This is a genomic window from Mesorhizobium sp. W067, assembly GCF_054719525.1.
The window spans coordinates 1,830,391-1,853,992 of the sequence record NZ_JBTTII010000001.1 but is presented as its reverse complement, the minus strand read 5'-3'; the positions used below and the strand labels follow the sequence as shown (position 1 = coordinate 1,853,992).

Annotated in this window: 20 protein-coding genes, 1 tRNA gene and 1 pseudogene; 10 read left to right on the top strand and 12 right to left on the bottom strand. The window is 62.0% G+C overall.

Annotation, left to right across the window (positions count from 1 at the left end):
* Window positions 1-24: 24 nt before the first annotated feature.
* Genes ACYG97_RS09140 through ACYG97_RS09125 form a run of 4 tightly spaced genes read right to left on the bottom strand, consistent with a single transcriptional unit; the run spans window position 25 to window position 3,363 of the window.
* The gene (locus ACYG97_RS09140) at window positions 25-1,002 is read right to left on the bottom strand and encodes a quinone oxidoreductase family protein (RefSeq protein ID WP_023734010.1); all 978 of its coding nucleotides are present in this window, start codon (window positions 1,000-1,002) and stop codon (window positions 25-27) included.
* 17 nt (window positions 1,003-1,019) lie between these two features.
* A complete protein-coding gene (pcsA, locus tag ACYG97_RS09135) occupies window positions 1,020-1,850 on the bottom strand; it encodes a phosphatidylcholine synthase (RefSeq protein WP_023668966.1) in 831 nt (276 codons plus the stop codon).
* Window positions 1,847-2,461, bottom strand: coding sequence for a DUF1326 domain-containing protein (locus ACYG97_RS09130; protein WP_023691317.1), 615 nt, complete (start codon window positions 2,459-2,461; stop codon window positions 1,847-1,849). Before ACYG97_RS09130 ends, pcsA begins: the two co-directional genes overlap by 4 nt.
* Before the next feature lie 14 nt (window positions 2,462-2,475).
* On the bottom strand, window positions 2,476-3,363 hold the full coding sequence (locus ACYG97_RS09125) for a DUF2182 domain-containing protein (RefSeq protein WP_023734009.1): 888 nt from the start codon (window positions 3,361-3,363) through the stop codon (window positions 2,476-2,478).
* 95 nt (window positions 3,364-3,458) lie between these two features.
* On the opposite strand from ACYG97_RS09125, the gene ACYG97_RS09120 reads away from it, so the two are divergent.
* Complete coding sequence (locus ACYG97_RS09120) at window positions 3,459-4,670, top strand: UbiH/UbiF family hydroxylase (RefSeq protein WP_023734008.1); 1,212 nt, start codon at window positions 3,459-3,461, stop codon at window positions 4,668-4,670.
* Here the strand turns inward: ACYG97_RS09120 and ACYG97_RS09115 are convergent.
* The gene (locus ACYG97_RS09115) at window positions 4,647-5,609 is read right to left on the bottom strand and encodes an AEC family transporter (RefSeq protein ID WP_023734007.1); all 963 of its coding nucleotides are present in this window, start codon (window positions 5,607-5,609) and stop codon (window positions 4,647-4,649) included. The genes ACYG97_RS09120 and ACYG97_RS09115 overlap by 24 nt on opposite strands.
* Window positions 5,610-5,833: 224 nt before the next feature.
* Here ACYG97_RS09115 and hspQ point away from each other — a divergent pair, with 224 nt between their 5' ends.
* The gene (hspQ, locus tag ACYG97_RS09110; RefSeq protein ID WP_023668971.1) at window positions 5,834-6,157 is read left to right on the top strand and encodes a heat shock protein HspQ; all 324 of its coding nucleotides are present in this window, start codon (window positions 5,834-5,836) and stop codon (window positions 6,155-6,157) included.
* Between the two features lie 81 nt (window positions 6,158-6,238).
* Here hspQ and ACYG97_RS09105 read toward each other — a convergent pair whose 3' ends face one another.
* Complete coding sequence (locus tag ACYG97_RS09105; RefSeq protein ID WP_023668972.1) at window positions 6,239-6,862, bottom strand: invasion associated locus B family protein; 624 nt, start codon at window positions 6,860-6,862, stop codon at window positions 6,239-6,241.
* Window positions 6,863-7,122: 260 nt separating this feature from the next.
* Between ACYG97_RS09105 and ACYG97_RS09100 the strand changes: the two genes are divergently transcribed.
* Window positions 7,123-8,943 carry an extracellular solute-binding protein gene (locus ACYG97_RS09100; RefSeq protein WP_023706824.1) on the top strand — a complete coding sequence of 607 codons (1,821 nt, stop codon included), beginning with the start codon at window positions 7,123-7,125 and terminating at the stop codon, window positions 8,941-8,943.
* A 49-nt stretch (window positions 8,944-8,992) separates the two neighbouring features.
* On the top strand, window positions 8,993-9,673 hold the full coding sequence (locus ACYG97_RS09095) for a DsbA family oxidoreductase (protein ID WP_023730583.1): 681 nt from the start codon (window positions 8,993-8,995) through the stop codon (window positions 9,671-9,673).
* A 6-nt stretch (window positions 9,674-9,679) separates the two neighbouring features.
* On the opposite strand, the gene ACYG97_RS09090 is transcribed toward ACYG97_RS09095, so the two are convergent.
* Window positions 9,680-10,114: a hypothetical protein gene (locus tag ACYG97_RS09090; RefSeq protein ID WP_023706826.1), complete on the bottom strand. Its 435-nt coding sequence runs from the start codon at window positions 10,112-10,114 to the stop codon at window positions 9,680-9,682.
* Window positions 10,115-10,321: 207 nt separating this feature from the next.
* Here ACYG97_RS09090 and ACYG97_RS09085 point away from each other — a divergent pair.
* The 3 genes and pseudogenes from ACYG97_RS09085 to mgtE all read left to right on the top strand — a co-directional run bounded on the left by ACYG97_RS09085 (window position 10,322) and on the right by mgtE (window position 15,596).
* Window positions 10,322-11,502: pseudogene (locus tag ACYG97_RS09085) on the top strand (IS256 family transposase).
* Between the two features lie 549 nt (window positions 11,503-12,051).
* Window positions 12,052-13,938 (top strand): ABC transporter ATP-binding protein/permease, encoded by a 1,887-nt coding sequence (locus ACYG97_RS09080; protein ID WP_023682514.1) that lies wholly within the window; start codon window positions 12,052-12,054, stop codon window positions 13,936-13,938.
* Between the two features lie 290 nt (window positions 13,939-14,228).
* A complete protein-coding gene (gene mgtE / locus ACYG97_RS09075) occupies window positions 14,229-15,596 on the top strand; it encodes a magnesium transporter (protein WP_023706828.1) in 1,368 nt (455 codons plus the stop codon).
* A gap of 74 nt (window positions 15,597-15,670) precedes the next feature.
* Here mgtE and gor read toward each other — a convergent pair whose 3' ends face one another.
* The 3 genes from gor to rpiA all read right to left on the bottom strand — a co-directional run bounded on the left by gor (window position 15,671) and on the right by rpiA (window position 18,522).
* On the bottom strand, window positions 15,671-17,062 hold the full coding sequence (gene gor / locus ACYG97_RS09070; protein WP_023682513.1) for a glutathione-disulfide reductase: 1,392 nt from the start codon (window positions 17,060-17,062) through the stop codon (window positions 15,671-15,673).
* Window positions 17,063-17,186: 124 nt separating this feature from the next.
* Window positions 17,187-17,804, bottom strand: coding sequence for a DUF2059 domain-containing protein (locus ACYG97_RS09065; RefSeq protein WP_023668979.1), 618 nt, complete (start codon window positions 17,802-17,804; stop codon window positions 17,187-17,189).
* A complete protein-coding gene (gene rpiA, locus ACYG97_RS09060) occupies window positions 17,791-18,522 on the bottom strand; it encodes a ribose-5-phosphate isomerase RpiA (protein WP_023734715.1) in 732 nt (243 codons plus the stop codon). Before rpiA ends, ACYG97_RS09065 begins: the two co-directional genes overlap by 14 nt.
* Before the next feature lie 155 nt (window positions 18,523-18,677).
* On the opposite strand from rpiA, the gene ACYG97_RS09055 reads away from it, so the two are divergent.
* Window positions 18,678-19,361, top strand: coding sequence for a phosphoglycolate phosphatase (locus tag ACYG97_RS09055; protein ID WP_023734714.1), 684 nt, complete (start codon window positions 18,678-18,680; stop codon window positions 19,359-19,361).
* Between the two features lie 128 nt (window positions 19,362-19,489).
* Window positions 19,490-19,564, top strand: a tRNA-Val gene (locus ACYG97_RS09050).
* A 38-nt stretch (window positions 19,565-19,602) separates the two neighbouring features.
* On the opposite strand, the gene ACYG97_RS09045 is transcribed toward ACYG97_RS09050, so the two are convergent.
* Window positions 19,603-19,875, bottom strand: coding sequence for a hypothetical protein (locus ACYG97_RS09045; RefSeq protein WP_023734713.1), 273 nt, complete (start codon window positions 19,873-19,875; stop codon window positions 19,603-19,605).
* A gap of 259 nt (window positions 19,876-20,134) precedes the next feature.
* Window positions 20,135-22,399, bottom strand: coding sequence for a DNA/RNA non-specific endonuclease (locus ACYG97_RS09040; protein WP_460221575.1), 2,265 nt, complete (start codon window positions 22,397-22,399; stop codon window positions 20,135-20,137).
* Window positions 22,400-22,908: 509 nt separating this feature from the next.
* On the opposite strand from ACYG97_RS09040, the gene ACYG97_RS09035 reads away from it, so the two are divergent.
* Entirely contained in the window at window positions 22,909-23,595 is a 687-nt protein-coding gene (locus ACYG97_RS09035) for a Crp/Fnr family transcriptional regulator (protein WP_023706835.1), read from the top strand.
* The last annotated feature ends 7 nt before the right edge of the window (window positions 23,596-23,602 follow it).

Here is a 23,602-nt window from a genome sequence, read left to right as displayed (position 1 = left end):
CAAAACACTGAACAGCAAGGCAGATCAGGGGATCAGTATGGTCGTGCCCGTGGTCTTGCGCCCTTCGAGATCGGCTTGCGCCTTGCCCGCGTCCTTCAGCGCATAACGCTGGTTGATCTTGATCTCGACCGCACCGCTCAACACCACGTCGAACAATGCCGCGGCGGAGACTTCGAGGTCTTCACGCTTGGCGTTGTAGACGAACAAAGTCGGCCTGGTAGCGAACAGCGAGCCCTTCTGCGCCAGCAGCGACATCGAAAATGGCGGGATCGGTCCAGAGGACTGACCGAAAGAGACGAACATGCCGAGCGGCTTCAGACAGTCGAGCGAGGCCGGGAATGTGTCGTTGCCGACCGAATCGTAGACGACGTCACATTTCTTGCCGCCGGTGATGGCGGCGACCCCGGCGACGAAATCCTGCTCCTTGTAGTTGATGACATGGCCGAAGCCATGCGCCTTGGCGAGCTCGATCTTGTCGGTTGAGCTTGCCGTGCCGATCACGGTGGCGCCGAGATGTTTTGCCCATTGTCCCAGGATCAGCCCGACGCCGCCGGCGGCGGCATGGAACAGGATGGTGTCGCCTGCCTTCACCTTGAAGGTCCGGCGCAACAGATACTCCGCCGTCATGCCTTTAAGCATCATGCCGGCGGCCTGTTCGTCGCTGATGCGGTCCGGCACCTTGACGACGCGGTCGGCGGCGACGACGCGTTGTTCGGCATAGGCGCCGACGTTGACGGCATAGGCGATGCGGTCGCCCGGCTTCAGCCAGTCGATGCCTGCGCCGACCTCGAGAACCACACCTGCCGCCTCGCCGCCGGGGATCAGCGGGAAGCCGCCGGCCGGCGGATAGAGGCCGATGCGGTGATAGACATCGATGAAATTGAGGCCGATCGCGGTATGCCTGACCAGGATCTGCCCGGCGCCGGGTTGTCCCGGATCGGCGTCTTCATAGGTCAGGACTTCCGGACCGCCATGGGCGTGGATACGGACTGCTTTGGACATTGTGGGCTTTCCTGCGGTCAGGCTTTCTTAGTGTCCGGCTTGGCGCCGAGTTTGGGGAAGAACTGCATGATACCGCCGATGCAGGCGAGGTAAAGTCCGGTGATGGTGATGCCGACCTTGGTAAAGACGCTGACCTGTTCGCCCAAAACGCCGATCTGGTCGTAGAAGGCGGCAAGGGCCGCCTGCGCCAGCGCCAGCGCACCGAAAGCACACCAGAGCAGCGTCATGCCAAGATTAATTGGCCGCAGCCGCACCACCCGCACGGGATGAATGAAGTTGATCGGCACGAAGGTGAGGATGCCGGCCGCCACGACGACGCCGAAGGACACCCACTGTCCCGGCTCGATGACGAACAGCGTGAACACGACCATGTTCCAGACCACCGGAAAGCCTTTGAAGAAGTTCTCCTTCGTCTTCATTCCGGTGTCGGCATAATAGATGGCGCTGGACACCACGATGATGGCCGCCGACAGGAAAGACAGCCCTTCGCCCATGAAGCCGCGCTGGTAGAGCGCGAAGGCGGGGATCAGCACATAGGTGACATAGTCGATGATGTTGTCGAGGAGTTCGCCCGACCAGGTCGGCAGGATCTCCTTGACCTCAAGCTTGCGCGCGATCGGCCCGTCTATGCCGTCGACGAACAGCGCCAGCCCCAGCCACCAGAACATCGCCGTCCAGCGTTGCTCGCTTGCCGCCACCAGAGACAGGAAGGCCAGGAACGAGCCAGACGCGGTCAACAGATGCACCGAGAATGCCCGCGCCTGCGGCCAGGTGACCTTTTTCTTCGGCCTGGGTATCCGGTCGGTGATCTTTTTGGCGGCGTTCCTGGCGGTTGTGTTCTTGCTCACGGGCCCCGCCAATCCAGTTTGCAGATTTCGGCCGAGCGGCCGGCAAAGTTCCAGTTGTGGCCGAACGCCCGCATCTTGCTTTTGTCGGACCTGGCCACGATGATCTCCGGCGCGATCCAGTATTCCGAGTTGCCGATCACGGTATCCTTCTCGCGATCCTTGCCGGGAATCGGTGTGACCGCCCCGTCGATGATCTTCGGTATCTGGAAAATACGGGTCTTGTCACGCGTCTCGTAGGTGATCGGCACCTGCTCGACACCGAGGAACTTGCCGACAAGGATCGACAACAGCGAGGTTGTTCCGCCGGCCTTCCCGGTGAAGATCCTGGTCAGCGCTTTCACCGCATAGACGGAGGCGCGCTTGTCGATGAACAGGCCTGCGGTCCAGTTGCCGCGGCTCATAAAGCCGGGGATTTCCATGACCAGACCGAGATTGAGGCCGGACAGGTCGACCTCGCCGAAATGGCCTGCGTCGATGCGGAAGCCCGCCCAGGTCTGACAATAACCCTCCGTCGGCGGATGGCTGCCAAGCGACAGCACGCAAGGACAAAAAACCGTGCAATTGCAGGAGAGTACGAGCTCTCCTTTCATTGCCCAGCCTTGCTCTGCCATAGAATTCTCCCCCGTCATGCCGAGACTACTAGCAGGGCGACTACCCAGACAAGCAGTATCGCACCGGCCACTCGGGTTGGAAGGCTGCCGGTGGTCTGTTTTTCGATCAAGGTGAACAGGCCGATCAGCGCCATCCAGAACACGTTCATCGCGCCGACGGCAAACATCACCAGCATCAGCGCCCAGCAGCAGCCGAGGCACCACAGGCCCTGCTTCAGCCCTAGCCGGAAGATGCCACCCGGCTCCGCGCTCCAGTTGGAAAACAGTGTCGAGAACGGGTTCCGGCATTTTGTCAGGCAGGCCTGCTTGAGGCTGCTGAACTGGTAGAGGCCGGCAACCAGCAGCGCGGCCGCCGCGGCAAGGCCGCTCACCGGATCGAGCAATCGAGCGGAGGACGTAAATGCGTGGACGAGCAACGTCAGCACCGCGAAGCCGATAGAGGCGACAAGCCATGTCGAGAGGTAGCCGGCAGCCAGGACCAGCGGGTGGACCACCGGTTCGCCCTTGATGCGGGCGGTGTCGGCGATTTCACAATAGGTACGGATCATCGGCGCCGCCGACGGCAGCATCGTCGCCACAGCCATCGAAAACCACATCACGATCAACGCCAGAAGCTGTGCGCCGCCGGCATCAAGTGGTGCGGGCGTCAGGCACATGCCGAAGAAGCGGTCGAGGACATCCGGCAGCGGCAGTTGCGGCAGATATCGCAGGACCACATCGCCTGGTACGCCGGGGAGCCGGCCTTCGGCGTCGCGGATCGCCATGGCGCCGAGAATGAACCAGGCGAGCAGAATGCCGCCGGCGATGGCGATGTTGACCGTCAGGCGGGGGCTGCGGGCCAGGCTTGCCGTGGCGCGGCCGGCGCGGTCGAGATGGCTGAAATCGTCCTGCTGGCCGGTCATGACAACCGAATGAGCCTAATCGCCGCGTTGATCAAGCCGCATGGTCTGACCTATATCCATGGGTAGACACCTGCATCGCAAACTGGAAGTCCAATTTGGATCATCGCGAGACAGCACGGATACTGGTAGCCGGCAGCGGCCCTGCCGGACTGATCGCGGCGCTCGGTTTCGCCGAGGCGGGCTTTCCGGTAACCCTGGTCGGACCCGAAGCAGGCGGGCCCGATGGCCGGACCACGGCGCTGATGAACCCTGCTCTCAAGGTTCTCGATCGGCTGCGCGTGCTGGCCGAACTTGCGCCGAAGGCCGCGCCGCTGAAGGTCATGCGCATCGTCGATGCGACCAGCCGGCTCATCCGCAGCCCGGTGGTGATTTTTCGCGCCATGGAGATCGGCGAGGAGCAGTTCGGGCTCAACCTGCCCAACAGTGCGCTGAACCCGGCGCTGGCCAAGTCCGTCGCGGCACATTCGGGGATCGAATGGCTGACGTCGATGGTCGAGAGTTGGCGTCTGGACGCCGATCAGGCGCATGCCGTTTTGGCTGATGGCCGCGAAGTCTCGGCCTCGCTCGCGGTCGCTGCCGATGGGCGCCTGTCGCCGGCGCGTGAGGCGGCGGGCATAGTGGCCTCGGTGCGATCCTACCGCCAAGCGGCGCTGGTGCTGAATTTCGGCCATCGCAGCGAGCATGGTTTCACCTCGACCGAGTTCCACACAGAGACCGGGCCGTTCACCCAGGTACCGCTGCCCGGCAACCGCTCCAGCCTCGTCTGGGTGGTGAAACCGGAGACGGCGAAGGACCTCGCCGCACTCGATGACGTGACACTTTCCGAGCGTGTCGAGCAGCAGATGCAGTCGATGCTGGGCCGGGTGTCGGTTGAGCCCGGCCGACAAATTTACCCGCTTTCAGCGGCATCACCGGGGCGCTTCGCGCAAAACCGTGTGGCGCTGGTCGGCGAGGCTGCACATGTGTTCCCGCCGATCGGGGCCCAAGGTCTCAACCTCGGCATCAGGGACGTTGAGGATCTGATTGGAATCGCACGCGAAAATCGCGGCGACCCTGGCGCCGCAAGGGCTTTGGCCGCCTATGATTCCAGGCGCCGTCCCGACGTTCTGGCGCGTTCGGGCGCGGTCAATCTGCTTAACATGTCGTTGCTGTCGGACATGTTGCCGGCGCAGATGGCACGCAGCGCCGGCCTCAATGTGCTCGGCAGTTTCGCGCCGCTGCGCGCCTTTTTCATGCGCGAAGGCTTGAGGCCGGGCAGCGGCTTTGCGGCGCTTACCGGCGGTTCAGGGAAACAGGTCCGGCGGTAAGATGCCGTGGCGGATCATGTAGAGCAGCCCGGTCACCGTCAGCACCGAGAGACAGGTGGTGATCATGACGCTGGCCGAGGCGCGTTGCACCCAGACGCCATATTGCTGGGCGATGACGAAGACGTTGGTTGCAGTCGGTAATGCCGCCAAAAGCACGGCTGAAAAAACCCAGATTTCGGAAAAGTTCCCGATCCAGCTCAGCACGACGTAGCAGAGCAATGGATGCAGGATCAGCTTCAGCGCCGCGATCGACGCCAGTTCATGCGGCACGCGGTTGAGCGGCCGGAGCGCAAGCGTCACGCCCATGGCAAACAGGGCACAAGGGGCGGCTGCCCGCGAAAGATATTCAAGCAGGCGATCGACCGGCTGCGGTGGGTGAAAGCCGAGATAGGCGGCGCCGACGCCAAGCGCGGTCGCGATGATGAACGGGTGCAGGACGATTTTCCTGACTACGCCGAGGATGAGCCGCCACGGCGATGTCTTGTCGTCGCCCGACAGCGCCATCATCATCGGCGCGATGGCGAAATGCATGATATTTTCGAAGCAGAAGATCAGCGCGACGGGAACCGCCGCTTGTTCGCCGAAGGCGAGCAGCGCCAGCCCCGGCCCCATATAGCCGATATTGCCGTAGGCCGCGGCCAGCGCCTTGATCGTCGACTGGGCGATCTCGCCGCGCGACGCCGTCACCGACCATACGAACATGATCGAGAAGATCGTGTAGGTGGAAAATACCGAGCCGAAGATGAAGCGCCATTCGGTCAACTGTTCGAACGGCGTGCGGGCCAGCAATTGGAAGAACAGGGCAGGAAGCGCGACATAGACGATGAAAGTGTTCATCCAGCCAAGCGCCTCCAGCGGCTGCCTGGTCATGCGTGCGACCAGAAAGCCGATGAAAATCAGCCCGAAGAACGGAAGAACAAGACCGACGACGTCAGACATTTTTGCCCTGGCCCGAAACCCCTGGACCGGGCTAGCCCGTAGCTTCATCGGGCGTCAAGCGCTTCGGCATTGAACTGACACGCTATCTGCGCCAAATAAAGCCTGATCCCAGACCTAAGTCGGGCTCGATTTTTGGCCACGGTGTGTGTAAATTCAAAGTCTTAGAGCGCTCTTCGCACATTCGAGGGGACGCCGGGCGCTCTAGAGGCTTAGTGGTGAGTATGATGAAAACGGCCAAATTTTCGATCGGACAGGTGGTTCGTCATCGGCTGTTTCCGTTCCGCGGCATCATTTTCGATGTCGATCCGCAATTCGCCAACACCGACGAATGGTACGAAGCCATCCCGGCCGACGTGCGGCCGCGCAAGGACCAGCCGTTCTACCATCTGCTCGCTGAAAACTCGGAAACCGAATACATTGCCTATGTCTCCGAGCAGAATCTGCTCGAGGATCAATCGGGCGAACCGGTCCGGCATCCGCAGATCGGCGAGATGTTCGACAAGCGGCCGGACGGACGCTATGAGCCGAAACGCCAGTCGAGACACTGACATCACCTTGCATCGACGTGACGACAACAAAAAAGCGGGGCATGACCCCGCTTTTTGTCGCTCCGGTATCTGTCCCGGCGATTAGTTGGCGGCTTTGGCCTTGGCCTGCTCGTCCTTGAGCTTCTTGGCGAAGTCCTGGTTGTTCTTGACGACGAAATCCTGGAGTTTTTTCTGCCGATCCTCGATGTCCGACTGCTGCAGCGGCGCGCCGTCAAAGGCGCCGCTGAAGCCGGTCAAGGCAACCTTGATTGGATTTGGCTGACTCTGGAAGTTGATCGAGGTCAGCGTGATCGCCTGTCCCTTCTTGAAGGACGCGACGAGCGCGTCGGTCAGCGGCACTTCGGCAACGCAACGGTCGGCGAAGCAAATGACATAATCCAGCTTCGTCGCCTTGCCGGCGTCTATTTGCAGGGCGATGCCGGGGGGCACCAGGCGACCTGGGGGAACCGTGACCTGGAAGACCTTGCGGTTTACCTTGCCCTTCAACTCGATCAGGCTGACGCCGGTGACGAACTGGCCGTTGCCGGCAGTGATGATGTTCTGGACATTGCAGATGTCGACATCTTCCTGCTTGGTGCAGGCCTTGAACCAACCCTGCGGAATCTGTTGCTGTGCCGAAGCGGTGGGAAGTCCGGCGCCCAGAAAGCCGACCACGCCCGCGGCCAGGACCGAAAGGCGGTATGCGTTGCTGTTCAGGCTCGTCATGTCGTGCATTTCCTCTCAAATGATCCCGGGACCGGCTTCTTCGCGCCGTGTGGTCCTGCTACCTGTTGCCGAATTGAGGCAACAGAATGACTTCGGAGCGCGTGTTACACTGCATGAGCAGCCGAATCCAGCCCGCCGCCTGCAATTCTTGGCCTCGCAATTTGGGTCGTGCGATTTGGGTTGATGTATCTGGCCGGAGCGCCGCGGGGCCATGTTAGGGTGCACTCCGAATCATCAAGCCGCCCAGTAAGGAGACGGTCATGGGCCGCATTCTTGTTTGGCTGATCGCCGCAATTTCGTTCTTCGCCTTTGCACCCGGCGTGGCGATGTCGGAACCGAAACATGCCATCGCCATGCAGGGCGAGCCGGCGCTGCCAGCCGACTACCAGCATTTCGACTACGTCAATCCCGATGCGCCGAAAGGCGGCAACATCACTTACTGCGTCGTCGGCAGCTTCGACAATCTGAACCCGTTCATCCTGAAGAGCCTGCGCACCACGGCGCGCGGCATGCAGGACCTCATTTTCGGCAATCTCGTCTTCGAGCCGTTGATGATGCGCAACTACGACGAGGCCTTCAGCCTCTATGGCCTGCTCGCAGACACAGCCGATATGGATCCCGAGCGCAAGTGGATCGAGTTCCATCTCAACCCAAATGCAAAGTGGTCCGATGGCGACCCGGTGACGCCGGATGACGTGCTGTTCACCTACGATGTCTTCACCGACAAGGGCCGCCCGCCCTACAGGGATCGCATGAGCCTGATCGCCAAGCTCGAAAAGACCGGCGATCACAGCGTGCGCTTCACCTTCAACGACAAGGCCAATCGCGAGACCCCGTTGATCATCGCGCTGACGCCGATCATCCCAAAGCACGCCTTCAACAAGGATACCTTCGACAAGACGACGTTGAAGCCGGTGATCGGCAGCGGTCCCTACATCATCGACAAGGTGCAGCCGGGACAGCGCATCGTGTTCAAGCGCAACCCGAATTACTGGGGCAAGGACATCCCTTCCAAGCGCGGCTTCGACAATTACGACCAGATCACCATCGAGTACTTCCTCAACGCCAATGCCAAGACGGAAGCGTTCAAGAAAGGCATCTGCGCCATTTACGATGAGGGCGATCCGGTCAAGCGCGAGCGCGATATCGATTTTCCCGCCTTTCATCGCGGCGAGGTGATCGCCGAGACCTTCGACACCGGCATACCGCCCGTGGTGACCGGGTTCCTGTTCAACACGCGGCTGGAGAAGTTTTCCAATCCGGAGGTGCGGCGCGCGCTCGGCATGCTCTACGACTTCGAATGGGCCAACAAGAACCTGTTCGGCGGCAAGTACACGCGCACGATGAGCTACTGGCAGAATTCCGAACTTTCCGCGCTCGGCCATCCCGCTAGCGACAGGGAAAAGGCGCTGCTGGCGCCCTACCCCGGCCGCGTGCCGGCCGATGTCATGGACGGCAGCTGGCGCCCGCCGGTGAATGACGGCACCGGCCAGGACCGCAAGGTGCTGAAGCTGGCGTTCGACCTGCTGAAGAGCCAGGGCTACGCCGTTAGGGATGGCGTCCTGCTGGATCCCAAGGGAAACCCGTTCGGTTTCGAGATCCTGACGGCGTCGCAGGACGAGGAACGCTTTGCCGCCATCTATCAGCGCTCGCTGGAAAAGATCGGCATCGCGGTGACCATCCGCAGCCTCGAGGCCGACCAGATCCAGTCGCGCAAGCAGCGTTTCGACTTTGAGGTTCTTGTCGGGTCGAGCGGGTTCAGCAACTCGCTGTCTCCCGGTATGGAGCAGAACCTTCGCTGGGGTTCTTCAGAGGCCAAAAGAGAAGGTTCATTCAATCTGGCCGGCGTCGCCGATCCGGCGGTCGACGCGGCGATCGACGCGATGCTGAGAGCACGGACCAAGGAAGACTATGTCGCCGCCGTGCGCGTGCTCGACCGATTGCTGATCTCCGGCAATTACATGGTGCCGATGCAGTACAACGCGCAGCAATGGCTCGCTTACTGGAATTACCTGGATCATCCCAAAAAGACACCCATATTCGGTTATCAATGGCCGACATGGTGGCGCAAGCCGAACTGAGCGTAGCCGAGATCATGCTCGGTAAAACGCTCGGCTGCAGGAGATCAAGATGAGCGATGACAATTCCATTACGGTCGACGTGGTTTCCGACGTCGTCTGCCCCTGGTGCTTCGTCGGCCAGAAGCGGCTGGATAAAGCGATTGCCGCTGCCGGCGACGTTGAGGTTCATGTGCGCTGGCGGCCGTTCCAGCTCGACCCGACCATCCCGCTCGAGGGCAAGGACCGGCGCGAATACATGCTGGCCAAATTCGGCAGCGACGAGCGCATCCGTCAGATGCATGCCCGCATAGAGCCGCTCGGCGAAGCCGAAGGCATCGATTTCGCTTTCGACGCCATCAAGGTCGCCGCCAACACGCTGGACGCGCACCGTGTCATCCGCTGGGCCGGTGCCGCCGGTGAAGCCGTGCAGAACCGGCTCGTGCGCCGGCTGTTCCAGCTGTATTTCGAGGAAGGCGGCAATATTGGCGACCACGCCGTGCTGGTCGATGCCGCCCGCGAGGCAGGCATGGACGCTGCCGTGGTCGAAACGCTGTTGCCGACCGATGCCGACGTCGAGGAGGTGCGCACAGAAATCGCCACGGCATCGCGGATGGGGATCACCGGCGTGCCGTGTTTCCTGCTCGAAGGCAAATACGCCGTCATGGGCGCGCAGGACGCCGACACGCTGACTGATGCCATCCGCCAGGTCGCGGCTGCAAAGGCCAAGGGCGAGCTGGAAAAGGCCGGCTGACCGAAGTTATTTCACCGTCACCTTGGCTTTGCTGAGGAAGAAGCCATGCCCGTTGCTGCCCGTGCAGGTCAGTCCCTTGGTTGACGACTGGCAGGTAAACGGCCCTTTGCTCCAGCTGTTGCCATAGGCCAGCTTCGCGACATCGCTGCAGCAGCCCTGCTCTCCCGGATTCTTGATCAATGTCGCCGGGCCGTTCGGCCCAAGGATCACGGTGACGTAGCTGGGCTCGACGCGCGAACAGCTCAGTTCCGGACCGCCATCCTGTGGCTCGTAGGTGCTGGTGCCGCCCTTCGGCGTGTAGATGCAGCCGATGTTGCCGGACGGCCCATTGAACTCGATTTGCCCTTCGGCGCTTGCCGCAATGGTCTGGCTGCCGGCATGCGCCAGAGGCAGCCAGGCAAAGAGCGACAGGATCGCGGGAGCGGCGGCGTGTGCAAGCATTGGGGAGCTTCCTTGTTGGGGACCGGACATGCATTGGTGCCGACAGTGCCCGACGAGGTTCATTCCAGTGCGCTTGATTGTCAAACGGTGTTGAGCTGCAGCTAAAAAGGGTAGTGTGCTGAGAGTTCTGCAAATTCGCTGAGAGGGGGCGGTCATGGCAGGCTGGTGATTGTTCACGTCACCTGATTCCCGCGAAGGAACGCCACCATGACCAAGACTGAAGTTAAGACCGCCAGCGCTGCCGTCAAAGACATTTTGCTTTCGAACCCGGATGGATTGCACGAAGTGCTCCGTGCGGTGATGCAGGAGGTGCTTGAGGCCGAGATGGACGAGGCGCTGGGTGCCTCGAAGAGCGAGCGCACGCCCGAACGGCTTGGCTATCGCTCGGGCTATTACGGCCGTACCCTTGTGACGCGGGTCGGCAAGCTCGAGCTGCGGGTTCCGCAGGACCGGGCCGGCCGCTTCTCCACCGAGCTGTTCGAGCGCTACCAGCGTTCCGAGCGGGCCTTGGTGGCGACACTGGCGGAGATGTATGTCCAGGGCGTGTCGACCCGCAAGGTGAAGGCGATCACGGAAGAACTGTGCGGCCATGCCTTCTCGGCCTCGTCGATCTCGGCCATCAACAAGCGGCTGGACGAGAGCCTCGCTGCCTTTGCCAGGCGCCCCCTTCAAGAGCCGTTTCCTTACCTCATCCTCGATGCGCGCTACGAGAAGTGCGTGAAGCCGGTGTTGTCATGAGCCAGGCGGTGCTGATCGCGGTCGGTATCGACTGGGACGGAAGGCGCCAGATCCTGGCCGTGGAGATGGCCAATCGCGAGAGCCGCTCGGCCTGGAGGGACTTCCTCGTCGGCCTCAAGGGCGTCGAGTTGGTTGTGTCCGACGATCACGCCGGCCTGGTGGCAGCGATCGGCGAGGTGATCCCCGAAACCGCCTGGCAACGCTGCTACGTGCACTTCCTCAGGAACGCGCTCGATCATCTGCCGAGGAAGCACGGCGACGACTGCCTGCAGGAATTGCGCTGGCTCTACGACCGGCGCGATCTCGCAGAGGCCAGGGCTGATCTTGCCGCATGGCTTGCCAAATGGTCGGCACGCTATCCGCGCCTGACAGGCTGGGCCGAGGATGCCATCGAACAAACCCTGACCTTCTTCAGGCTGCCGAGACAGCACCACAAGCATCTTAAATCCACCAACATGCTGGAGCGGCTCAACGAGGAAATCCGCCGGCGCACCTATGTCGTGCGCATCTTCCCCAACACCGAAAGCTGCCTGCGCCTGGTCAGGGCCTTGGCCGTCGAGACCAACGAAAACTGGATGGAGGCCAACCGATACATCAACATGGACGACCTGCGCGAGCACAAGAAGCTCGCTCTGCGCCAAGCCGCATGACCAGCATCATGGCTGCCCCATTTTGCAGAACTTGACGCACACAACCCTAAAAAGCGCGTGCCACCTCATGAACAGTCGCTTTACAGGAGCGACGATCTTGCGTGCCCAACCATGATGGCCAGTGAAATGATTCGGGCGGCCTGGGGCGATCACGGACGGCAATTTTTCGGGCGATCCGGTTAGCGCGCGGTGGGAAAACCGGCCGACGGGCAGGCCTTTTGGTCACAAAGCCGTGTATGAGCCTTCCCCCAGGGAATATTTTCGCACATCTAAGCGTTCTCACAACACATTGAAACAAAGGACAAATTCGGCCCAAAGACGGCGGTCTCGCAGCACCAACTGTTGCCTCATAGCAACGGGGGTGGGCTGCCTCACATTCGCCGGGATAAAATTCATAGAAAATGATCAATTGGTGTTACTATCCGTAACAAAACTAAAAAAGGTTTGGGCGGGATTGTGATTCGGGTCGACAGACCGCGACGTTCAATATCGGCACTTTGGAACCGCGACGCCCCCGCCGGGCCGTCGCCCCTGACGCCAGTATCGTCGATGCGGACCTTCTGGGGACTGATGCGGGCCTACTGGTTCTCGGACCGGTGGAGGGAAGCCTGGGCTCTCACCGTCGTCCTCGCACTCATCATAGCCCTGTCGAGCAAGGCGGACGTGTGGTTTACCGTGTTGGCGGGCGAACTGGCAGCCTCAATCGCTTTTTTTCACGACGCCGCGAATACCACGCCCCTTGAATCGGTGCTTACCAATGCCGGCCTGCTTGTCCTGCTGGTCGTGTTCAAGGACATGGGAATCATAGGCGCCTGCAAATTTGTATCGGCGACATTGCATCGCAAATGGCGCGCCTGGTTGAACGCGCGTTTCAATGCGGCGCTGCTCGATACCAACCATACGCACTACCACGCCCAGAATGGCTCGCCAGATGCGCCAGCGCCCGACAACATTGATCAGCGCGTGCAGGAATCCATCAAAGACATGGCGGGCGGCGCCATCGGGCTTGCCCAAGGTGTGTTCGGCGTCTTCACCTCACTTTATTTTGTCGGCGGCGCTTTGCTGGCGAATTCCGTGGAGGTAAAAGGCCTGGATGCCCTCGGCAGCTATGGCAGCGCCGTCCTCGCTCTGCTGGCGGTTGCCATCTACGTGCCGGTCAATACCTGGATCGCGATCAAACTCGGCGGAATGCTGGAGTGGCTCAACGTCAGGATGCAGAAGGCCGAAGGCACCTATCGCAGCGAGCTGATCACTTTGTTGCGCCGCAGTTTCCATGTGTCGGCGTCGCAAGGCGAAGACGTGCAAAAGACGATACATGGACGGCTCTATCTCGATATCGATACCACCTGGTCGAAGCTCAACATCGTCAACACCCTCTATGCGGGATTCGAATCGGTCTATAATTTCGTCGGGGCCAAAGTTGTCGCCTACGGACCTGGTCTGGTGCCGTTCATCCACAACGGCGTCGACCTCAAGGGCTACATAACCGGTTCCGAGCAGGTCAACGCGCTGATCAGCAAATGTTCCTGGTTCATCCATGTCATGCCGAGTCTCGCCACCTTGCGGGCCAACAGCCAGCGCGTCATTGAATTGGCGCACGCCATTGAAAACGTCCAACAGCCGCAGGAATTCTACAGCCAGACCGGCCGTTCCGACTTCCACTATGCCAGCCAGAACCCGGTCTTCGGCCTGACCATCCAGAAGCTTGAACTGGCGCATCAGGGTGAAGACGCCACGCCGTTCCTGAGCGCAGCCAATCTGCGCTTTCGGCGCGGCGAGTGGGCATTCCTCAAGGGCGAATCCGGCTGCGGCAAGACTTCGCTGATCAAGGCGATCAACGGCTTGTGGCCTTATGGCCGCGGCACCATCGTCTTCCCTGACGGTGTGAGGAGCTTCTATGCCGCCCAGGAGGTCAAGCTGCAGCAGGTGTCGCTGAAGCAGCTGGTGTGCCTGCCCGGCTCCGAGGACGACTATGGCGATGCGCAGGTCGCGGCAGCCCTGCACAAGGCCGGCCTTGGCGATTTCATCGAACACATGGCCGATGAAAGCCGCGAGGGAAAGATCTGGGACCAGCTGCTGTCGGGCGGCCAGAAGCAGAAGCTGGTGGTGGCCCGCATCGTGCTGCAGCAACCGGGACTGCTGTTCCTCGACGAAGCGACCGGCGCGCTCGATCCCGATGGCAAGATTGCCTTCCATCAGGCGATCAAGGACAATTGTCCCGATGTCACGGTGATCAGCATCATGCACGAGGCGGTGGCGCCACGCTCGGCCTCGGGCGAGGAATTCTATCACAGCGTGGTCGCGATCGCAGACGGCGTCGCCACCAAGAGGCCGCTTGTTCCGAACCTTCCGCGCGAGCTCACCACCATCCTTACGCAGCCGCGGCCGGTCGAGGACAAATGGATGCGTTTTTCACGCCGGCTGAAGCAGAAATAGCAGCCACGCCGAAGCGCGTTCCGCCACTGGCGGCGGGGCACTCGCTCCCTCCCCCTTCAATAATCATCACAGTCTCGCGATTGGGCCGGCTCCCGGCTGTTTTCCGCCACCCCCGCGATTGACTCGCCAAGATGCGCTCCTATGTTGCGCCCGCTCGCTGAATTCCAACTCGAACCCGCGAGCAGAAAGGTCACCGCGCCATGCCTGGCGACAGTAGTCGAACGCAACCGCCGTCCGCCTCGATGTGACCTCTAACGGCTCACGTCCCGCCGGACGGCAAGGAGTGAGCCATGAACGAATTTACCCCCGTCGTAGCAAGCGACGATGCCGTCGCTATCGCGCGTATCCTTGCCAATGATCACGTCGCCGATGTCGTCGAGGCCCTGAACCGGGAATCTCGCGATACCGCGATAGAACTGCTTTGCGAAATGCCGTTCGAGCGGCTGGTCGAGATCTTCGACCAGCCTGAACTCGACGGCGCCTCCGATCTGGCCGAGGCGCTGCCGCGCGCCAAGGCGTGCAAGCTCCTGACCGCCATGTCGGTCGACCGCGCCGCCGATATCCTGCGCGAACTGGACGAACCGGCGCGCTCCGAGCTGCTCGGCGGGTTGGTCCCGCCGCTGCGGGCAACGCTGCTTTCCATTCTCGGCTATCCCGAAGGCAGCGCCGCCTCGATCATGACGACCGAATTCGTCAGCGTGCCGTCGGACTGGTCCGTCGGGCGCACGCTCGACTACATCCGCAAGGTGGAGCGGACGCGGGAGACCGTCTACGCCATCTACATCGTCGATCCAGACACGCATGTGCTGGTGCGCTCGACCGGCCTGCGCCGGCTGATCACCGGCGAGCCGGACGATCCGATCCTGTCGGTGGCGCCGGATCGCGCCCCGGTGACGGTGACGCCGCTTACCGATCGCGAAACACTGGCGCAGACGATCTCCAAATACGACCTGCTCGCGGTTCCGGTCGTCGACCACGGCAAGATCCTCGGCATCGTCACCATCGACGACATCATCGACACCATGATCGAGGAGACGACCGAGGACGCGCATCGCTTCGGCGGCATGGAGGCGCTCGACGAGCCCTACATGAAGATGAGTTTCCTCGCCATGATCAAGAAGCGCGGCGGCTGGCTGTGCGCGCTGTTCATCTCGGAGATGCTGACCGCCAACGCCATGCAAAGCTATGAAGGCGAACTGCAAAAAGCGATCGTGCTCACTCTGTTCATTCCGCTGATCATGAGCTCGGGCGGCAATTCCGGTTCGCAGGCGACCTCGCTCGTCATTCGCGCGCTGGCGCTGCGCGAGATCGGCCTTCGTGACTGGTGGCGGGTGGCGTTGCGCGAATTGCCAACCGGCCTGGTACTCGGCGCCATGCTTGGCGTGGTCGGCATCTGCCGCATCGCGCTCTGGCAGTATATGGGCTTCTACGATTATGGGCCGCATTGGCCGCTGATCGCGGCGACCGTGGGGGCAGCCCTTGTCGGTATCGTCACCTTCGGCTCGCTGTCGGGGTCGATGCTGCCGTTCGCGCTGAAACGGATCGGCTTCGATCCGGCGAGCGCCTCGGCGCCGTTCGTCGCCACGCTGGTCGATGTCACCGGCCTGGTGATCTATTTCTCGGTGGCGCTGGTCATCCTGCGCGGCACTTTGTTGTAATAAGCTTCAGGCCTCCCATCTCGGTGGCAACAGCGGCTGCCATGGGGGGTTCTTCAAGATCGAGCGCGCGGGCGTCAATCGACCCGCACGCCGTTCTTCACGCGGTAGGTAGGCTTGTACATGGTGACCAGTTCCTCCGCTGCCGTCGGGTGGACGGCCATGGTGCGGTCGAAATCATCCTTGGTGACGCCGGCCTTCAGCGGAATGCCGAGCAACTGCGCCATCTCGCCGGCGTCCGGCCCGAGGATGTGCGCGCCGAGCACTTTTCGCGTGGCGCCATCGACCACCAGCTTCGTCAGCATCCTTTCGTCGCGGCCCGACAGCGTGTGCCGCATCGGCCGGAATGTGGCGCGGTAGATTTCGATATCGGAGTAGCGCTTGACGGCATCGTCCTCGGACAGCCCGACGGTGCCGATCTCCGGCTGTGAGAAGACGGCGGTCGGAATGGTGTCGTGGTCGGGCGCGGTCGGATTGCCCTTGAATGCGGTCTCGATGAAGCACATGGCTTCGTGGATCGCCACCGGCGTCAACTGCACGCGGTTGGTGACGTCGCCGATCGCCCAGATGTTGTCGATGTTGGTGCGGGAATATTCGTCGACAACGATGGCGCCGGTTTTGCCGAGTTCGATGCCGACGCCTTCCAGGCCCATATTCTCAGTGTTGGGGAGGCGGCCGATGGCGAGCATGACCTGGTCGACTGTCAGCACCTTGCCGCCGGTGACCAACGCATCCAGCCTGCCGTCCGGCCGCTTGCGGACCCATTCCGACACGGCGTGGCAGAGGATCTTGATCCCCTTCTTTTCCATGGTTTCGTGCAGCATGCGCCGCAGGTCCATGTCGAAGCGCGACAGTATCTCCTTGCCGCGATAGACCAGCGTGGTGTCGACGCCCAAGCCATGGAAGATATTGGCGAATTCGACGGCGATGTAGCCGCCGCCCTCGATCATGATCGCCTTCGGCAGTTGCTTGAGGTCGAAAACCTCATTGGAAAAGATGCAATGCTCGTGACCGGGCAGCGCCGGGTGCGGCGCCGGCCGGCCGCCGGTGGCGATCAGGATCTGGTCGGCGGTGACGGTGCGGTCATCGCCCAGGAGATGCACGACATGCGGGTCGACCAGCATGGCGCGCGAGTGGAACGTCTCGCCGCCGGCGCCTTTCACGTTCTTTTCGTAGATCGCTTCCAGACGGGCGATCTCGCGGTCCTTGTTGGCGACCAGCGTCGGCCAGTCGAAGCTCGCCTCCGGCACCGTCCAGCCATAGCCGGCGGCGTCGGCAAAATGCTCGGGAAATTGCGAGGCATAGACATAGAGTTTTTTCGGCACGCAGCCACGGATGACGCAGGTGCCGCCATAGCGGTATTCCTCGGCGATGCCGACACGCTTGCCGAGCGCTGCCGCCACGCGCGCCGCCCTCACCCCGCCGGAGCCGCCGCCGATGACGAAGAGATCGTAGTCGTAACCGGCCATGCTGCTGTTCCTTGCCTCAAGAAATGTTTGAGACAGGTAGGCCGCATGAAGCCAAAAGAAAAGCCCGGTTTCCACCGGGCTTTCTGGTCCAGCGGCAAGGATGCCGGTGGCGAAATCAGACGTCTTAGTTCTTCGGCGCTTCCGGCTGGTCACCGTCTGCGGGCGCATCGCCGTCGGCAGGTGCAGCGCCATCGGCGGGGGCTGTTGCGTTATCCGGCGCAGGCGCGGCCGGAGCAGCGGCCTTCGCGGCGGCTGCCAGCGTTTCGCCGACCTGCTGGGCGAGATCGCGCGCCAGGCCGTTCTGCCAGATGTCGGCGGCCTTGACCAGTTCGCGCGTCACGTTGGGGCCGTTGTCGAGCAGCTTCTTGCCGGCATCGGAATTGTAGAAGGCGGCGATGTCGGTGAGATCCTTCTCGGAGAACACCTTGGCATAGGCGAGCGCTGCTTCCTTCTCCAGATCGGCACGGCGCGAGGCCAGCGCCAGTGCCTTTTCGCTGACGGTCTTGCCGATCAGCTCCTGCATATCAGGGTTCTTCTGGATAAGCTGCTGCTCGAGCGAGGCCGCCGCTTGCGGCAGGATGTTGTCGAACGAGTCGGTCGCGTGGATTGCCGTGACCGCCGCCCGTGCCGCCTTCAGATGCGATTCCGTGATCTCCTGCGAGAACGCCGGGGAAGAGAAGGCGAAAACGGCCGAAGCCGCCAGAACGGCGCAAAGATTGCGAACCCGGTTATGCAACATCATGATCGGTAGAACTCCCTGGTTTTCGGGCGGCATGGACTGTTTGGATGCCGTCGCCGCCGGCGATGATGGCCGCTGACGCCAGCCCGATGAAAAGACCATGCTCGACCACACCAGGAATGGCATGGAGAGCATTAGAAAGCGCTCTTGTATCCGGAATGCGGCCAAAAGATGCATCGAGGATAAAATGGCCGCCGTCTGTAACAAAAGGCTGGCCCCCCGTCATCCTCAATGTAACCGGGCCGGAAAGGCCGAGACTTTTGGCCGCTGCCGCGACCGCGATTTCGGTCGCGCACAGGCCGAATTGGTTGACTTCGATCGGCAAGGGAAACCGGCCAAGGGTGCCGACCATCTTCGAGCGATCGGCAATGACGATCATGCGCTGAGATGCCGCCGCGACGATCTTCTCGCGCAGCAGCGCGCCGCCGCCGCCCTTGATCAGTGTCAGCGCCGCGTCGATCTCGTCGGCGCCGTCGACGGTAAGGTCGAGCTCGGGCGTTTCCTCAAGCGTCGACAGCGGCACGCCAAGTTCGCGGCAAAGGGCTGCGGTGCGCTCCGACGTCGGCACGCCGATGACGGACAAGCCGGTGGCGATCTTTTCGGCCAGCAGCCGCACGAATTCGTCGGCCGTCGTCCCGGTGCCGATGCCGATGCGCATGCCGTCGCTGACATGGGCAAGGGCTGCCCGCGCGGCCTCGACTTTCAACTGCCTCGCATCCATGCTCGCCCCAGGGGTTTGGCTTGGTTCTGATTTTTCTGGATGCGCGCTCCTAGCACTTTTGCCCGCAGGGTCAAAGACTTTGGCTCGCACCGGCTTGCCTGAAAGAAGCGCAGCCGCTATCGCCTGCCTGCAATGCATCAGCCACAGGACAGGCCATGACCCAACCGATCATCGTGTTCGACCTCGACGGGACGCTGATCGACACGGCGCCGGACCTGCTCGACAGCCTCAACCACAGCCTTGCCGCCAGCGAGCTTGCGGCTGTCGACGAAGCCGGCTTCCGGCGTTTTGTCGGCCAGGGCGGACGGGTGATGATCGAGCGCGCCCATACCGCGCAACAGAAGTCGCTGGCGGTGGAGGAGCATGACCGGCTGCTGAAGCTGTTCCTCGACCATTACACACTCAACATCCCCGGCAAGTCGCGCCCCTACCCTGGCGTGGTCGAGGCGATCGCCCGCTTCGAAAAGGCGGGCTATCTGCTCGCCATCTGCACCAACAAATACCAGGCGAATTCGGTGGCGCTGATCGAGGCGCTCGGCCTGACAAAGCATTTCGCCGCGATCGCCGGCCAGGACACGTTCGCCTTCCGCAAGCCCGACCCGCGCCATCTCACCGAAACGATCAAGCTGGCCGGCGGCGACCCGCACCATGCGCTGATGGTCGGCGATTCGCAGACCGACATCGACACGGCAAAGGCCGCCGGCATTCCGGTGGTCGCCGTCGATTTCGGCTACACCGACCGCCATGTCAGGGAATTCGAGCCGTCGGCGGTGATTTCGCATTTCGACGCGCTGACGCTGGAGCTGGCGGAACGGCTGATTGCAGCGGCGGCCGGCTGAGCGAAACGGGCGAGTGCGCGGCAGCACCCGCCCTCGGCTATTTCAGGCATAGAAGGCGGGCGCATCGCCTTGACTTCAACGGCATGCCTCCCTTATATCGCGGCTCGCTTGGCCTTCGGGCAACGAGCGGGCGATTAGCTCAGCGGGAGAGCACACCCTTCACACGGGTGGGGTCGCAGGTTCAATCCCTGCATCGCCCACCATTTTCTTTCCCGGAACAGCACACTCCAAGCCAGCACTCCTAGCAGCTGCAACTCGCCTCTTCCCCACCAAAATTCTTCTGCGCAAAGTTCAACGCGCTTGAGTAGCTCGTGTAGCTTTGGAACTGGCATACATCGGATCCGTTCCGCACCTTCATCTGCTCGAGATCCCAGAACGAAACCTCGATGTGATCGTTGGCGCAGTAGACCGTGTATTTTTCAGGCTCCAGCGCTCGTGCCTTCTGCGCCGGGATGGAGACGGCAGGAATGGAAAGCACGGAAAGTGCAAGCATGATGGCGTGACGTGTGCGCATGTAAAAACCCCGAATGAAAACCAGCCCGTATTGTTGCCGCTATCTTGAAGCGCTGCATCACGGCTTTTTGACGAGCGACTTCTTTCCGATGCCCGGCTCGCAGCCAGCTATGTGCTGATCCAGATCTCCAGTGTTGGCGCCGATGACCGGCACCGCTCGGGCGGTTACCGCGTGGCCGGCGGCAGTGAGGTCGGCTTGGATTGCTCCATTCGGTCATGGTGTCCCCTCAGACTGGAAGGCATCGCAGCGCCGCGCCACCTTAAGCCTTCTTCTTCCGCTTGCGTGATCCCGCCCGCATCGCAATTTCGGTGCCGCGAACCGTTTCGTACTGGTCGGCGTCGATCAGCGACTGGTCGAAGCTGACGCCGGTCATTTCGGAGATTTCGGTCAGCGGGTACATGGCGCCGACGAACTCGTCGGAGACGGCAAACTCGAGCTCGGTGTCTGACAGATCCTGTTCGAGCACGAAGCCGTAGCTGGCGATGCCGTCACTGACGCGGGCGACCACCACCTTCCAGAAGCGGCACGGCACTAGCGCGCGAAGGCTGGTGCCTTTGGGACCCTTGCCGGCAAAGGTCCGGTCGTCTTCGGCGAGGACCGGCCCGGCGAAGACGCAAAGCCGCTCGCTGGCCGCCTCCGACAGGACGTGGTTCTCAAGATCGCCCCAGTTCTTCTCGCCGCTGTCGGAGCGGTTGTAGCCTTCGACCTGGGGCGAGCAGTTGGTGACATGGAAGGAGCAGACATTGCCCCTGAGCAGAAGCTCGAACGTGCTGCCCCAGGCCACGTCATCGCGCCTGACGATATGGCCCTTGTCGAAGGCGCCCTGATCCTGGGTGTAGAAGACGTCGGGGATCTGGTACTTGTCGTCGAGCCGCAGATCCGGGAACCAGCGCTCGTTGAACAGGCCGCCGCGCGAATAGTTGCGGCCCTTTTCCGGCTCGCGCAGATTGCTCTCCTCGGTGACGTTGGAGGCGGTGAACAGCGCCAGCCGCCGCTTGGCGTGCATCTTGAGCGAAAAATTCTGGTAGTCGAGTTGCGTGCCGCCGGCCTTGAGCGGCGCCAGCACTGAGAGGTCGGTGGCCTCAGGCATCGGCACAACGACCGGCGCGAGTTTAGTGCCGCCAGAGAGAAATTTCTCGTCGTAGCCCTTATAGCCGGCATAGTCCGCGACCGTTTTGGGAACGAATGCGCCGCCTGGAGGGGTCGACTTGGCCGCTTCGAGCTCGACCGATTCCGTGACCGCTTCATGGGCAGGCGTTGCGCCGAGCGAGACGGTGATGCGCAACGGCACTTCGAAGGTGACGCTGCCGCCCGGCGAAACGACGACACCTCCGGATGGAGGCGTCTGAGTGGCGACGCCCGGGATCTGCTGGACGCCGCCGACTTCAACCAGGTTTACGCCCTCGGCCGGCGACCCGCTGTCCGCCTTGTTCCACCATGCGCCCCAATCGTTTGGGCCGCCGCTGGCGGCGCCGGCGAAATTGAGGCCGAGGTCGACGACACGCTGGTCCTTGGCGAGCGCGCCGGTGGGCACGGCGTAGTTGCGCTCGATATAGCGGCCGGCGAAATGCAGCGCCACGACCTCGCCGGTGGCGAGGTTGATCATGGCGGTGCCGGAGTTGCCGCCAGTGGTCGAGCAATCATGTGTCGCCGCGCTGACGATCTTGCCGAAACTCTCCGTATCGAAGCCGCCCTGCAGCATGCCCGGTTGCAGGCGCTTGACCTGGAAACGATTGCGCATGAGCTCGTTCTGGATATCGACCGCGTTGCGATTGTCGAACGCGGGATAGCCGATGGCGACGACTTCCTGGCGCAGCATATCGCGCGCGTCGGCGACCGCGAGCGACAGCGGCGTGATGTTGTCGGGCAGGCCTTCGACTTCGAGTATCGCCATGTCCCAATAGGGATGGATCATCCGGACATTGCGGATCTTGAAGACGTTTCCTGCCGCCGAATCGCGCTTGAAGTCGATGCCGGCGGCGCGGCCGTTGATGAATTGCAGATTGCGGTCGCCAAGGCCGTCCGCAAATATCTGCGCCACATGACGGTTGGTCATCAACAGGTTGCGGCCGACCACGAAGCCCGTGCCGCCGTAAGGGATATTGGTGTCCCACAACAGTTCGATACGCCCGATCGCCGGCAGGGCGGCTTCGATGCGCTGCTTCAATGCGGCCTCGCTGGTAAGCTTCGTCCACAGCGAATGGCCAGGTGTCGGAGCGCCGTCGAAAGTCAGCGTCGTAAAGGTGCCATCCTTGATGTCATAGACCGGCCGCAACTCCGGGATGATTATGGCTTCCAGATCGGAAAGCTGCTCGGGCGCGACTTCGGCGCCCCGCGCAAGGCTCTCCATGCCAGCGCGCGCCGATTCAAACGCCGCCTCCGTCTTGCCGGCTTCCGCAGGCGCAAGGGATTCCAGGCCGCCGCCTGCCATCGTCTCCATGTTGCCGAGGACCGATTCAGTCCCCTCGCCCCCGGTGACGAGATCGAGATATTGACGGATTCGCTGCTCTCTGCTGACCGGCATAGTCGCCCCCAAAGATTCTGTCGAAGTAAAGAAGTGTATTGCCCCATTTTAGACTGGTGCAATTCTGACCGGCAGGCAAGGAAACAAATCAACTTGCGTCGAATATGACCGGGGCGCAACGTCGGCATGTCTCTTTGCCCGCAGTCGCTCGCGCGATGTATGACGCTCGCATTATTTCAGCGATGCTGTATGTGATCTCCGTCACAGACGCTCACGCTGTTTGCGCCCAGCTATCGCAACAGGCGGAAAGGCCATTGCGGCCGCTCGGTTTTACAGAAATTTTATCACCTAACCATTTTAATCAGTTGGCGCCTGCACGCGCGGCTCCTCTCGCCGCGCGTGCAGGCGGCTTTCCGCCCGGCACGAGCCAGGCACTGGGCGCGACCACTGCGCCAAGCCTTCACAAGGCGTAATCGCAAGGGATGAACGCCGGCCTTTGACGCGGTGCACTCTTGCCTTAGACTTCGGCCCTTAAACTTCGCCGATTGCGGCAATTGGGAATTTGGAACATGGCTTTTGGCGGCCCAAACGACAGAAACGATCTGCCGCGCCTAGCACGCATCGATCCAAAGCTGTTCGATATCCTGTTCAGCGGCTGCAAGGCCGAGCGCTACGCCGCCGGCCAGCATCTGTTCGTCCAGGAAGACGCCGCCGACCGGATCTACGGGGTGATGAGCGGCACGGTGGAAATCTCGATCTATTCGCCTGGCGGGCAGAAGCTGGTGGCCAATATCGAGCTGTCGCGCAGCCTCGTCGGCGAGATCGGCGCGCTTGACGGGCGGCCACGCACCGCCACCGCCATCTGCCTGACCGCTTGCGAGCTGGTTTCGCTCAGCAGGACACAACTCTTTGATCGCATTGAGAGAAATCCACCGCTGGCACGCGCGATGATCGAACTTCTGTGCGCCCGGCTGCGCTGGGTCAGCGGCGAACTCGGCGACCAGGCCTTCTTCGGCATCGAGGCGAGGCTCGCCAAACGCCTGGTCTTCCTGGCCAAGGTGATGGCCGACAGCGCCGGCTGGATCCCGATCTCGCAATCGGAACTCGGAGAGTTCCTCGGCGCCACGCGCGAGTCCGTCAACAAGACGCTCAACGACTGGCGCAACCGCTCGTTCATTGCCATCAAACGCGGCGGGCTGCGTATCACGGACACCGGGGCACTGCGCCATATCGCCGAGTCGCAGGACGACGACTGACGCCGAA